The 13,428-nt window shown below is 37.1% G+C and carries 11 protein-coding genes and 2 pseudogenes; 4 read left to right on the forward strand and 9 right to left on the reverse strand.

Annotated elements, in window-relative coordinates:
* Nucleotides 1-19: 19 nt before the first annotated feature.
* From ACHABW_RS13080 to ACHABW_RS13095, 4 genes and pseudogenes are all read right to left on the reverse strand, one after another.
* On the reverse strand, nucleotides 20-2,134 hold the full coding sequence (locus ACHABW_RS13080; protein ID WP_435755724.1) for an ABC transporter permease: 2,115 nt from the start codon (nucleotides 2,132-2,134) through the stop codon (nucleotides 20-22).
* The gene (locus tag ACHABW_RS13085) at nucleotides 2,131-2,814 is read right to left on the reverse strand and encodes an ABC transporter ATP-binding protein (protein WP_435755725.1); all 684 of its coding nucleotides are present in this window, start codon (nucleotides 2,812-2,814) and stop codon (nucleotides 2,131-2,133) included. Before ACHABW_RS13085 ends, ACHABW_RS13080 begins: the two co-directional genes overlap by 4 nt.
* A gap of 196 nt (nucleotides 2,815-3,010) precedes the next feature.
* The gene (locus ACHABW_RS13090) at nucleotides 3,011-4,015 is read right to left on the reverse strand and encodes a sensor histidine kinase (protein ID WP_435755726.1); all 1,005 of its coding nucleotides are present in this window, start codon (nucleotides 4,013-4,015) and stop codon (nucleotides 3,011-3,013) included.
* A 1-nt stretch (nucleotide 4,016) separates the two neighbouring features.
* A pseudogene (locus ACHABW_RS13095) lies at nucleotides 4,017-4,696 on the reverse strand (response regulator transcription factor).
* A gap of 346 nt (nucleotides 4,697-5,042) precedes the next feature.
* On the opposite strand from ACHABW_RS13095, the gene ACHABW_RS13100 reads away from it, so the two are divergent.
* Nucleotides 5,043-6,239 carry a chromate transporter gene (locus tag ACHABW_RS13100; RefSeq protein WP_435755727.1) on the forward strand — a complete coding sequence of 399 codons (1,197 nt, stop codon included), beginning with the start codon at nucleotides 5,043-5,045 and terminating at the stop codon, nucleotides 6,237-6,239.
* Nucleotides 6,240-6,290: 51 nt separating this feature from the next.
* On the opposite strand, the gene ACHABW_RS13105 is transcribed toward ACHABW_RS13100, so the two are convergent.
* From ACHABW_RS13105 to ACHABW_RS13125, 5 genes are all read right to left on the reverse strand, one after another.
* The gene (locus tag ACHABW_RS13105) at nucleotides 6,291-7,337 is read right to left on the reverse strand and encodes a DUF4871 domain-containing protein (RefSeq protein ID WP_435755728.1); all 1,047 of its coding nucleotides are present in this window, start codon (nucleotides 7,335-7,337) and stop codon (nucleotides 6,291-6,293) included.
* Complete coding sequence (locus ACHABW_RS13110; RefSeq protein ID WP_435755729.1) at nucleotides 7,337-7,882, reverse strand: sigma-70 family RNA polymerase sigma factor; 546 nt, start codon at nucleotides 7,880-7,882, stop codon at nucleotides 7,337-7,339. The genes ACHABW_RS13105 and ACHABW_RS13110 overlap by 1 nt, the downstream gene beginning before the upstream one ends.
* 257 nt (nucleotides 7,883-8,139) lie before the next feature.
* Complete coding sequence (gene pepF / locus ACHABW_RS13115; protein WP_435755730.1) at nucleotides 8,140-9,927, reverse strand: oligoendopeptidase F; 1,788 nt, start codon at nucleotides 9,925-9,927, stop codon at nucleotides 8,140-8,142.
* 80 nt (nucleotides 9,928-10,007) lie between these two features.
* Complete coding sequence (locus ACHABW_RS13120; RefSeq protein ID WP_435755731.1) at nucleotides 10,008-10,436, reverse strand: DUF1801 domain-containing protein; 429 nt, start codon at nucleotides 10,434-10,436, stop codon at nucleotides 10,008-10,010.
* A gap of 200 nt (nucleotides 10,437-10,636) precedes the next feature.
* Nucleotides 10,637-11,665 (reverse strand): NADP-dependent oxidoreductase, encoded by a 1,029-nt coding sequence (locus ACHABW_RS13125; protein WP_435755732.1) that lies wholly within the window; start codon nucleotides 11,663-11,665, stop codon nucleotides 10,637-10,639.
* Nucleotides 11,666-11,940: 275 nt separating this feature from the next.
* Between ACHABW_RS13125 and ACHABW_RS13130 the strand changes: the two are divergent.
* The 3 genes and pseudogenes from ACHABW_RS13130 to ACHABW_RS13140 all read left to right on the forward strand — a co-directional run bounded on the left by ACHABW_RS13130 (nucleotide 11,941) and on the right by ACHABW_RS13140 (nucleotide 13,322).
* A pseudogene (locus tag ACHABW_RS13130) lies at nucleotides 11,941-12,361 on the forward strand (Ohr family peroxiredoxin).
* Between the two features lie 19 nt (nucleotides 12,362-12,380).
* Complete coding sequence (locus ACHABW_RS13135; protein ID WP_435755733.1) at nucleotides 12,381-12,818, forward strand: MarR family winged helix-turn-helix transcriptional regulator; 438 nt, start codon at nucleotides 12,381-12,383, stop codon at nucleotides 12,816-12,818.
* Nucleotides 12,819-12,851: 33 nt separating this feature from the next.
* On the forward strand, nucleotides 12,852-13,322 hold the full coding sequence (locus ACHABW_RS13140; protein WP_435755734.1) for a glutathione peroxidase: 471 nt from the start codon (nucleotides 12,852-12,854) through the stop codon (nucleotides 13,320-13,322).
* The last annotated feature ends 106 nt before the right edge of the window (nucleotides 13,323-13,428 follow it).

Genomic DNA, 13,428 nt, shown 5'->3' on the forward strand with positions numbered 1-13,428 from the left:
TCTCCATCTAGTAAAGTTACTACCTTTCTTCCTGGGTTGCCATTGGATCTGAACTATTCATATACAAATATCTATTCATAGAATAATTTTCGTGATTTGTGAGCAATTCATCGATCGTTTTTTGAGAAACAACAATATCTAAAGTACCAACCCGTGTTGCATCAATACCCATTGGCGTCTGGTCGGTTAAGGCCATGATCTCTATATCATTTATAAACTCCGTTTCCTCACTATCGAAATCGAAGGAAAATAAATCAATCATCTTTCCCGGTTCGACGCTAATCGCATCTGACTCAACAAATTTTCCTGAGACAGGATCACGAAAGGAGATCTTATTTATCACGATTGCCGGCAGATTTTCTTGATTTTCTAATTTCTTAACATCTAACCCTACTAGTTCAGCATACGTTTGAAAATTTTCTTCATCAAGCCCATGTAAATAGATATTATAAGGGTATTCTCCATCTTCTAATATACTTTCATCTTGTTTTACTTTTTCCTGCAATATTTCAGGAATATTCGTTTGTTCGATCCAAGTTCTCATTTGAATTTCTTGAACGATACTAGATTCCGTGACATAGTCAAGCGTCGTTAATGACTCCAAATCATCTTCTTCGGCGTATTCCCCACCAAAAACTTGTATATCATAATTAATCGTTTCTTGAGAAAGTCCCACTGATTTTTCCAAATTCGAAGTAAAAAAGGAGACCGACAGAAATAGGACGATACTCACTACAAGTGAAAAGACAGTAGCTTGATATCTTCTTTTATTTCTTTTTAAATTTTTCAAGCCTATTTCTGCTTCTATTCCAAAAATACTGCGAACCAGCTTGGAAGTTTTTACTTTTTTACCAGATAACTTCACGTCCTGTGATTGCCTTATTGCATCAATAGCTGAAACCTTTGATGCTTTGCGAGCAGGAAGGTATGTTGAAATAAAAATTGTAAGCAATGAAACGGCACTTGCTATTAAAATCAATCCTGGAGTGACAACTACTTCAAGATCATGCGTAGCATTCAGTGCTTCTGCGATCAAGGAGTTAATAAATGAAAACGTAATTGCTATCTCTGCAAGACCAGCAACAATGCCAACTGGAATACTGATTACTGCAATAATTGCTCCTTCAAAAAATACAGAGTTTCGCTTCTGTTTTTTCGTAGCTCCTACACTCGACAGCATCCCCAAGTGTCTTGAGCGTTCCGACACACTAATCGCAAAGGCATTATAAATTAATGAAACTGAACCAATAATTATGACAGACATGATAATGGCTACTAACGAATACATCGTCCATAGCAAATCACTGTTATCAGATACTCCGTATAAACGGAGTAATTCATCGTTATAATGAACTGCTTCAATATGATGTTGGTGCGCTAATTCTTCAGAATGCTTATAAAGAGATCTGCTCACTTTGTTTAAAACAACGACAACATCCACAGTGTTCGTTGAATTTACCATGCTTTCATTCATATAGCTAATTACGGTATATCCTGGTGACGAGGGAGGTTCCCATGTTGGACGTTCGATTGTACCAACAACTGTAAACATTTCTTCTGACTCATTTTGCAAAGTTTCCCCAAGATAATTTTCTTCTTCACCTATTTGGAACGGATCCTGCTGAGATAAAATATACTCTTCACCTTCTAAATATCTAGTTCCTACAGATAAAGGAAGCTCTTCACCAATTTCGATCGTTACATTAGCATTATCTTTTATCGCCTCTGAAATAATAATTTCATTCTCTGCTTTAGGAAGCCGTCCCTCCTTTAATACAATTGGAAACTGCTCTAAACCTTGTTGATTGTAATCTTTAATAAAGAGATACGGCTTGTTTTCATTTTTTGAGCCTTCTAACTTGGCATACCCACGGTCGTTGGAGATAATCAGTTCTTTAGTTGATTCGTCATTTTCAATCGCTTTTAATTGCTCTTGATTCACATTTTTATATTGCACATGCCATTCGCCATCTGTGGCAATCACTTCTTTTCTCATTAAATCCAGGAATGATACTCCAAGTGTAGCAACCCCAGTTAGCATGGCTACAGAGATGATAACGCCAATAATTGTTACAAGCGTTCGTCGTTTATTTTCTTTTAAATGTCTTACTGTAAGCTTGTTTATGATGTTCACGGACGGATCACCTCATTTTTGGCAATCCTTCCATCTTCAATTGAAATCACGCGGTCTGCCTGAGTAGCAATTCGTTCATCATGGGTAATAACTATAAGTGTTTGATTATACGTTTTATTGAACATTTTTAATAGCTCCATGATTTCACTGCTATTTTTACTATCCAAATTTCCAGTCGGCTCGTCCGCAAGCATGACCGCAGGGTTACTAATCAACGCACGTCCAATCGACACACGTTGTTGCTGTCCTCCAGATAGTTGGTTCGGCAAATGGGAAAGACGATTCTCCAACCCTAAACTTGCAACGATATTCTGAAGTTGCTTTCTATCTACTTTGTGTTGATCCAGCAAGACAGGAAGCGTAATGTTTTCTTCTACTGTTAAAATAGGTATGAGGTTATAAAACTGATAGACTAACCCGATTTGACGTCGTCTGAAAATAGCTAACTGTGTTTCATTTAGCTCATAAATATCCGTATCCTCAACAAGAATCTTTCCACTTGAAGGTCGATCGACACCACCTAGTAAGTGTAATAAGGTCGATTTTCCAGAACCCGATGGACCGATGATTACGACAAATTCTCCTCTTTTAACAGAAAATGATATGTCATCTAATGCTTTAACCGCTGTTTCTCCTTTACCATAAACTTTAGACAGATTATTAATTTGTAAAATATCCATTTGTAAAACCTCCATTGTTAGATCTTACTGCTAGTTTATCTGCCTAAAGTGACTTTCACGTGACTCGATTGTGACAGTTTAGTCACTTAACCTAAACTACACTACAATTTGTTTCAGAGGCCTTTGTAAAAGCTGTTGTTTTACTTCAAAGAGAGAGACTCGATCGCTCTATGCACCAGTTTTCCGCGGAAAATTATTAAATGATTTGTTTATAAAACTTAATTTTAAAGCGAGTCCCTCTACCTTTCTCACTAGTAACTTCAATGTCTCCCTGTTGACGTGTGATAATGCTGTAAGCCATCGCAAGTCCGATTCCAACACTATCATCTCCTGCATTTTTCCCTTTGTAAAACCGTTTAAAAATATAAGGAAGATCTTCCTTTGGTATACCAATCCCATTGTCTTCAATGACTATTTCTGTGAATAGTGCATTTTCTGAAAATGAAAGTTTAATCGTTCCGCCTTCTTGGCTGTGCTCGACACAATTTTTTAATATATTAATCACTGCCTCTGTCGTCCATTTTAGATCTCCAACAAAGAAAATCGTCTCGTCTTGATCGACATCTAATGTTTGTTGCTTGATATCCATCGGGATTAACACAGGTTCAATAGCTTTTTCAATCAGCGTTTGGACGGAAACGTTTTCTTTTTTAAATGGAGCAGTTCCCGCATCTATTTTTGACAGTTTCAATAAAGATGACACCAGCCATTCTATCCTTTCCAATTGGAGACGAATGTTATGTTTGAACTCTTCTCTCTTTGCTTCTTGGAGATTAGGATCACTTAATAAATCCGCCATCATCATCATCGATGTCAGTGGTGTTTTTAGCTGATGTGAAATATCGGAAATGGCGTTTGTTAACTTTATTTTATCCTCTTCTAATTTCGATCCTAGTTCCGAAAGCCTCAATGTCACCTTATATATATCATTTTTTAAAATGCTAAGTTCACCCTCTTGATTATCACGAATATCCAGGCTGTATTCGCCATTACTAATGCGGTGTAAATAACTGGATAGTTTCTCTATTTCACGATAGCGCCAGCTTGTGAAACAAAGGCAGCAGGTGATAAGAAGAATAGACGTGATTAAGACGGTAACAGCTGCTGGTATTGATACAATTATCGTTGCTAAAATCGTTGCTAGCAAACTGATCACTATCAGGATAAGCATAAGCCGTTGAATTTCTCTATTACGTAACATATTAATCACCTACCTTGTAACCCATCCCACGTACTGTTTTTATAAGCGTCGGGGTTTGCGGATGATCTTCAAGTTTATCCCGTAATCGTTTGATATAGACAGTAAGTGTATTATCGTTGACAAAGTCTCCGGCAACATCCCAAATTCGTTCTAAAAGTTGGTTTCTTGTAAGAACTTGTCCAATATGACTCGCAAAAATGAGTAAAAGTCGATATTCCAATGCTGTCATCAACACTTCCTCACCATGTTTATAGACTTTTCCCTCGAGCGTGTTAATTTGAATATGATCTATATCAATGATTGTTTTAGGTTGAGCGTGTATTTGCTTGTTATAGCGACGTAACACCGACTTCATCCGTGATAGTAACTCTCTTATTCGGAAAATGTAATCATCCGCTCCCATATCAAGCCCCATCACCACATTTACTTCATCATCGAATGCCGTTAAAAAAATGACTGGTATGTCCATTGCTTTTTGACTAACGCACACAAGTCATAACCACTGCCATCTGGTAACGACAAATCAAATAAACATAAATCAATCTCTGCCAATTGTTCACTGATTACTTTTTTCGCAGAGGCAGCATTCGGACAAAGCAGCGTTTCATAATTGTCCTGCTTTAGAGAATATTCTAATCCAGACGCAATCGTTTTGTCATCTTCTACCAATAAAATTTTCATTCTAACACCCTACCTTGGTTTCAATTCTCAACCAGTACTTTTTCTTTTATCATATTTGTTCCACAACCTTACGTCAAAGCAAATTCAAAATTCTAGCATCAGGGAATCCTGAACATCCAATATATGGGGGGGCTGACCCCTTTTCCTCTCTTTACAGAAACTTTATATTTATAGTTGATGTTATCGTTGTTTGAACTCAGTGACTCTGATACTGTTAAAATGAACGTTTCTGTCCATGATATTTTGCTCCAAGACATTGCTGTAGAATATATCATTTTATGTTGAAGTCAGGAATAAAACTTTTGTATGATATAAAATAGAACAGCAAAACAAAGAAGGTGAATCTATGCCAGATCAACTAGAACGTAAGCTGAAATCACTATTAGAAATACTTATGATATCCACTAGACTCGGGTTCACATCGTTTGGTGGTCCAATTGCTCACTTAGGTTATTTCCATGAAGAATACGTTCGCAGAAGAAAATGGATGGACGAAAAGAGTTACGCAGATTTAGTAGCCTTATGTCAATTCCTCCCTGGCCCGGCAAGCAGTCAAGTTGGCATTGGAATAGGAGTCATGAGAGTTGGCGTGTTAGGTGGCATTATCTCATTTCTTGGTTTTACGCTTCCTTCCGTCGTTGCACTAATCATTTTTGCTCTTCTGCTTCACAGTTTAGGATTTACAGAAGCAGGATGGATTCAGGGTTTAAAAATTGTCGCGGTTGTAGTTGTTGCACATGCCATTTTAGGAATGGCGAAAAACTTAACACCGGACGTTAAACGGAAAACAATCGCTCTTTTTGCCATCGTAGTTACTTTATTATGGCAAACTGCCTTTACACAAGTGGGTGTTATTTTACTAGCTGGATTACTAGGGTTTCTTATGTATAAAAATCAACCAATTGATGAAAAAAAAGATGACGTTCATTTCCCTATATCCCATCGTTTCGCTTTCATTTCCTTAACGTTATTCTTTGGTTTCCTTATTGCATTACCGATCCTTAGGGAAATGACTAACATCAACTGGATAGCGATGTTTGACAGCTTTTACCGTTCTGGTGCTCTTGTTTTCGGTGGTGGGCACGTCGTCTTGCCGCTACTCGAACGAGAATTCGTCCCAACCGGATGGCTAACAGAAGAAGAATTCCTCGCGGGGTATGGAGTTGCCCAAGCGGTGCCGGGGCCATTGTTCACTTTTGCCGCATATATTGGTGCGATGATCAATGGATGGAAAGGTGGTATACTCGCAACGATTGCTATTTTCTTACCTGCTTTTCTATTAATTTTAGGTACTTTACCATTTTGGAATTCGTTGCGTAAGAACCCAAAAATCAAAGCTGCCTTAATGGGTGTGAACGCAGCGGTTGTTGGAATATTAATTGCTGCCCTTTATTCACCAATATGGACGAGTTCCATTTTGTCTGCGATAGATTTTGCCTTTGCAGCCATATTATTCAGCATGCTTGTGTTTTGGAAACTCCCACCATGGGTTATAGTTTTAACAGGAGCATTTGGCGGATTTCTCATATCATCAATTATGTAAATAGAATTGCGAGGGAATTTCCCTCGCATTTTTCGAATTTAATGAAGACATTTACTTTTCCACTTCTACAATAATACTTCGATAATGTTTTTTACCAACATAGGCATCTAACCTCCACAGGCCCGAAGATGGTAATGAAAAAACAGCATGTTGAGACGCCTGTGCACCTAAAATCGACTTAAAACTTTCATCTTCATATTCAGGATTACTCACTTCCCAGTGATTCGAATCTATTACTACTTTTTCTTCCTGTGAGTCTTTATGAGTAGCAATTACCACAAGGTTTTCTCGATTAACTTCTTGTAAATCTTCCCCCCAGATGAACCATCTTGTCTTCCCTTCTTGACCCACTTTAAATTCCATTTCCATAAAGGCGATTTCTCCTTCAATACCTTGAAACACTCTTTCTCCATTTTCTGTCTTCACGGTAAAAGTTGGGGTGATTTCCCAATCTTTATTGATTGGTGCTTCTTCTCTTTCTTCATATTGTTTTTCTCTAACTGAAACAATAACATTGCCGTACAATTGATCATCTACAAAAACTTCATACTTCCAAATCCCACCAGCCGGGACTGCAAAATTCGTCGTAAAACGTTCCAAACTTGAATAACCAGAGGGTGGATTGACTACCTTATTTGGTGCTAAGACAGTTATCCGTTCGCCAGTCTCCTTATGAACTGCATAAATGGCCAACTCTTTTCCTTCAAAGGTGTCAAATGGAGCGGTAAAGTTAAACAGATAGCCGTATGGTTTTTCAGCAGAAAGTCCAGGATCTGGATATACACTAAATAACACTTCCCCATTCTCTTCATACTCATTTCTGATCTCCCAGTCATCAATTAGTGCTTGAGTAGAGCCATCATTAGGCTCTTTAATTGAAGGTGTTATCATGAATTCTGTTGAAACTAATAAAACGAGAATACTTAACGCAGCAGCAGTAAATCCGAAAACCATATGTTTTTTTGGCTCGTGACTTTCTGAAGTTTTTACGGAACGAATCTTTTGTTTGATCTTTGCTTTTTGAACTTCTGTGAAATGTTTTCCATTGTGAGTCGTGGAATCCATAGCTTTACGTAAATTTTGAAGTTTATCTTCCACTAAATTCTCCCCCTTTCAAGTTTAATTTTCAATCTGTCTCTGCCTCGATTCAGTCTAGTTTTAATCGTATTTCCATTCATTTTCAACATGACACTAATTTCCAAAACGGATAAATCCTCATAATAATATAGAATGATAATTTCCCGATATTTAATTGGAAGGGAAAGTATACACTTAGACAATACTTCTTCCTCGTTTCGTTTTATGGTTAGACCTTCTGGAGACAAGACACTTGATGATAATCTATCAAAGATACCTTTATTAAAAACTATTTTTTTAATAAAAGAACTTTTTAGAACATCTTTGCATTTATTAATTGTCATCCTGAAAATCCATGCCTTGAATGAAATAACTTTATCTATCTCATCAAATTGCTTATAGCAGGTAATAAATACATCTTGAACGACATCTTCAGCAATACCCCAATCTTTGACATAGTTATAAGCTAATTTCGTCAACCTTTCTCCATATTGATCCATGATGCCTTCAAGCCATAAATCTTTATCTCCTAACAGAACAAGATCATTCCTGTCCAATTCATCCAAATTATCCTCACCCCGTTTTCTTTTCTACTGCTAAGACGAATAAATAGCAAACAGGTTTCATTTTTTTCAAATGAATTAATAATAGCAATAAATATCATACCACTCACTGTTTCTCATTCTTTAATAAACACGTTCATGTTTAAGTACATATAATGTGGAACTTAAGCCTATACATAGGAAACACTCGAGGACACCTAAAAATACAAAGTAAAGCACCCTATAGAAGGATTCCAATCTACAGGGTGCTAATTAACCATTTATAATTTTGAAAATTCATCTACTAACTCAGCGAAAAGGCTGAGTGCATCTTCGATAGGTTCAGGACTTGTTAAGTCGACTCCAGTTTTCTTCAACAGTTCGATTGGATAATCCGAACTTCCGCTTTTTAAAAATGCAAGATAGTTTTCCAGAACTTCTTCATCGCCGCTCAGAATCTTGTTTGCAATCGATATGGCTGCTGCGAAGCCAGTTGCGTACTGATACACATAAAAAGGTCGGTAAAAATGTGGAATTCTTGCCCAGCCGTATTTTGTTTCCTCTTGTAAAACGAGTGCATCACCGTTATACTCCTGGAATAGTTTTTCATACAGTTCACTAAAGGCTTCTGCATTTAAGGACTCCCCGTTTTCCGCACGTTCATGAGTTTTCATTTCAAATTCAGCGAACATGACTTGCGTGAAAAACGTTCCTTTAAACTGGTCCATAAAGTGATTTAATAAATATTTGCGGTATTCTTCACTTTTTGCATTTTTTAATAAATAATTGATTAACAGCACTTCATTTACTGTTGAAGCAACTTCTGCAACAAAAATCGTATAGCCTGCTGTGATTTGAGGTTGGTGTTTGTTTGAATAATAACTATGCATTGCGTGACCCATTTCATGTGCTAACGTAAATAAGCTGTTAATATCATCCTGATGATTTAATAATATAAATGGATGAATGCCGTATAGCCCTAAGTTAAAAGCTCCAGACCTTTTACCAGGAGTTTCCCGGACATCAATGTAACGGGCATTTTTCATTTCCTTCAAAACTTCTATATAGTCCTTTCCAAGTGGAGCAAGAGCATCTAACATTGTTTCATATGCTTCCTCGTAAGGAATGTCTTCTTTCACTCCGGTTACTAACGGCACCCCTAAATCGTATTGTTTTAACTCTTCGACACCTAAAGTTTCTTTGCGTAATTCAGTATATCGATACATGGATTTCAAATTATCTTTTGTTGTCTGAATTAGGTTCATGTATACTTCTTTCGTTATCTTTTTTCCAAATAATGATTTCTCCAACGCAGAAGGATAGCTTCTAACTTTTGACAGAGTCACGTTATTTTTAATTGCCGAGGAAAGCGTCGAAGCGATGGAATTTTTGAGCTGTACATAAGGCACATAATAAGCTTTGAAAGCTTCTTCCCTCTTACTGCGGTCCTCATCCTCCATCAATTTGGAGTACATACCGCGAGTAAGTTCTTTTTTATTGCCATCTTCATCTGTCACTTCGCCAAACTTAATATCTGCATTGTTGATCATTCCAAACGTGCGACTTGGAGAAGATAATGTTTCCCCCAATTGAGATAAAAGTTCTTCTTTTTCTTTGCTCAGAACATGCTCTTTATAACGAAAAGCATCGTACAAATCTTCTTTAAAATAATCTAAGCGTGAATCTTCGCGTAGAAAGCTTTCAAGTGTACTCTTATCTAATCCTAAAAGGAACGGAGTAAAAAAGGACGTGGCCGCGCTAATTTTCACACCAAGTTGACTAGCTTTTTCCGTTAACGATTGCGCTAATGTTTCCCTTGTGTCGATATCACCGCTCAGTTTTGCAAATACAAATACTTTCCCAAACAATGACTCGACGATTTCCTCTTTGTGCAAATAATCATAGAGATCATTGCCGTCTTCAATCTTTCCATCAAATGTATGTAGTTCTTCTGTTAGTTTTTCTATTTTGTCGTAGTCCTGCTCCCATTCCTCAAGTGAAGAATAAATATCGTTTAAATTCCATTTTTCTTTTTCCGGAACTTCCTGTCTTGAATTAAAAGCATTCATGTAAAAACTCCTCTCAAATAATATAGATTTAGACTCTCAAAAAAGGCTTTCCGTTGCTTGAGACATGTAATCTTTCTTTTCTAAGCTTTATTTTTAGGATAGGTTTCATTCAAAAACGTGACAGATTGAGTAATTAGAGCTTTTAACACATCAACATCAATATCTGCAACCTTATTAATATAAACACACGCCTTCCCAGTTGTATGTTTTCCAAAATCTTTTAATAAATCCTCTCGTAGTGTATCTCCAGTTGCAAAATATAAACTAATTTTAGCTTTTCGAGGTGAAAAACCAACTAAAGGCGCATCACCTTCATGCCCCGATTTATATTTATAATGATAGGTACCAAATCCAATGATACTCTCTCCCCACATCTTTGCTTGGTAACCTGTCGTTTCCGTGAAAATGTCCAACAGCCGGAAAGCATCTTCTTGTTTCGTTTTACTGTCGACTTTTTCAATAAACGCCAATACACTTTTATCGTTTTCTTTCGTTTTCAGCTCATACATACCGATTACCCCTTTTCTATACTAAGTTTAGTTTTGGAAAAGTGAATGTATACCAAGTATACTAGATTTTTCATAAAACGAAATGTTCATGCTTTTCCGCTGGCGTGTTTCCCCACCCAAGTTATTCATTTAAAGAAAAAAAAGATGCGATAGAAGGCTAAAAGACCTTTGTCACATCCATCTAAATTCATACCGTAAATTTATAGTTTTGCGAATTCAGGATCCGCTACTTTAACTAATTGTTTGCCTATGTTCGTTCCTTTGAATAAACCAAAGAACGCTTCAGGTGTATTTTCAAAACCGTCTACGATTGTCTCTTCATATTTCAACTTGCCTTCTGCCAGCCATTTAGCCAGCTGTACAGCACCTGTTGGGAAGTCTTGAGCATAGTCCCCAAGTGTAAAACCTTTCATCATCGAGCTTGTTTTGATGAATTTCCATTGCATGCGAGGGCCAATGTCTTCCCCTTCTGTATTATATGAGGAAATACTTCCGCACAAGGAGATTCTCGCTTTATTATTGAGTTGTTCAATAACAGCATCAGATACATCTCCTCCGACATTGTCAAAATAAACATCGACACCGTTCGGTAACGCTTTCTCTAAATCTTCCTTAAAGCTATCTTTTTTATAATTGACTGCGGCATCAAAACCGAGTTCATTTAATAGATAATCTATTTTTTCATTAGAGCCTGCAATTCCGACTACTTTAGTTCCCTTGATCTTCGCAATTTGACCTACCACGGATCCGACTGCTCCCGCTGCACCGGAAACGACGACGGTTTCACCTGGCTGAGGTTTACCAATATCTAGCAAACCAAAATAAGCGGTTAAGCCTGTCAGACCTAGTATACCTAAAGTGGTTGTGATTGGAGCAACTGATGGATCAACTTTCCGAACTGAGTTTTCATTTGCTACGTTATATTCTGCCCAGTTAAGGTTGGCGTTAACAATATCTCCTTGTTTAAAAGAAGCAGAACGTGATTCTATAACTTCAGCGAGAACCCCACCTGTAATTGCTTCATTTAATTGGAACGGAGCTATATACGATTTTACATCTTTCATGCGACCGCGCATGTAAGGGTCAACGGATAGGTATAGTGTTTTCAACAAAACTTCATTTTCTTGAAGAGAAGAAAGTTCTTTTTCTCTAAATTCAAAATCTTCTTTTGAAGGCATACCTTCTGGTCGATTGACCAAGTGAATTTCTTTTTGAGTAAATGGTTCCATTAAAATTCCTCCTTTTTGGATCTGTTCTTTTTGCTTTTCGCTGAGAAGCGTAACACTACATAAACAAATAGGTCAAAGAAACTGCATTGCCACATTAACCTGGTGTTTCAGGTAATAAAAGACGGCTATGCGGTTTTCTTACAAGATAAGAATTTATAAGTTTACAGCTATCTTTACGCTACGCGTTTTTCTTAGTGAGCCTTTTAATTTACATCTTACACGATATATCGTAACATAGATCGTGTAAGATATAAATGACTGGAGGAATACTACCAATGAGAACTTTATACGAAACGACAATTATTAACACGGGTGGAAGAGAAGGTATTGTATATTCAGAGGATCAAGAATTTCAATTGGAAGTAGCAAAAACCAAAAGCTCTTGGAGGAAAAGTTACGACCGCTACCAATCCTGAGCAGTTATTTGCTGCTGGATATGGTGCATGCTTCAATAGTGCATTGGAATCCCTGTTGGAAGGTGATAAGATTGAAATTGAAAAAAGCGAAGTCAGACCAACAGTTTCTCTCGTTAGAGACACTGACAACGGCGGTTTAAAATTGGCGGTAAAACTAGAAGTTAGTATCGACGGAATTGATGAAGATCAAAAACATCAATATGTCGAAAAAGCCCACCATCATTGCCCTTATTCCAAAGCGGTCAAGGACTCCATCGACGTAGAGATTGTTGTAATATAACAAACCTAGGTGTGATGAAATGTATGAATCGTTAAAATTAGATCAGCAACTTTGCTTTGAAGTTTACAAAGCATCGAGCAATTTCACGAAAATGTATTCACGAGTGCTTAGTCCCTTCAATCTTACTTTTTCTCAATATTTAGTGCTAGTTGTCTTGTGGGAAGAAGATCATTTAGTAATGAAAGATATCGGGGATCGTCTTGGTCTAGGTATTGGAACACTCCATCCGATTATTAACCGGATGATTGCAAATGGACGACTTACAAAGGAGCAATCCACAAAAGACAAACGTGCCTCTGTTATCTCATTAACCGAATCAGCAAAAACTGATCACGGGTTAATAGAACAGGCCATTGTTGAAAAACTGACGAACTGCAACTTCATGGATGTGAGTCCAGTAACTTTAATGAAAAATTTAAAGAGTTTAAATGCATTTTTTCGAACAATGGACTTGTGAGACAGATAACCAAAGCAAAGGAGTGATATTTACATGAGTATTTATGACATTACTGTCACAAAATCGAATGGAGAATCCTATTCATTAAATGAATATAAAGGAAAAACAATGCTAATTGTTAATACTGCCACGAAATGTGGTCTAAAAGATCAGTTTGATGATCTGGAGGAATTGTATAAGAGTTATAAAGACCAGGGATTTATTGTTCTTGGCTTCCCCTCGGACCAATTTGGACAGGAAGTTAATAATTCAGCAGAAGCTGAACAGTCGTGCCTGATGAGTTACGGTGTTACCTTTCCGATGCACAACTTGATCCAAGTTAATGGCAAAGAGGCGGAACCATTATTTCGATACTTAACAGAAAATAGTAAGGGTTTTTTTGGTAAGAACATTAAATGGAACTTTACGAAGTTTCTGGTTGATAAAGAAGGTTCTCTTATCAAGAGATATGCCCCAAAGGACAAACCAAAATCATTTGAAAATGACATTATTAACGTTTTGTAGATTTTTAAAATAGGCTGTTTTCTTTAAAATTGTTGTTTAGTTAGAACTAAGAGTCCCCTTGAATTTGCTGCAGGGTTATTTTCCGAGGACACTTCTTCAGCTTACT

The organism is Salipaludibacillus sp. CF4.18, assembly GCF_051262595.1.
In the GTDB taxonomy this organism is placed as follows: Bacteria; Bacillota; Bacilli; order Bacillales; family Salisediminibacteriaceae; genus Salipaludibacillus; species Salipaludibacillus neizhouensis.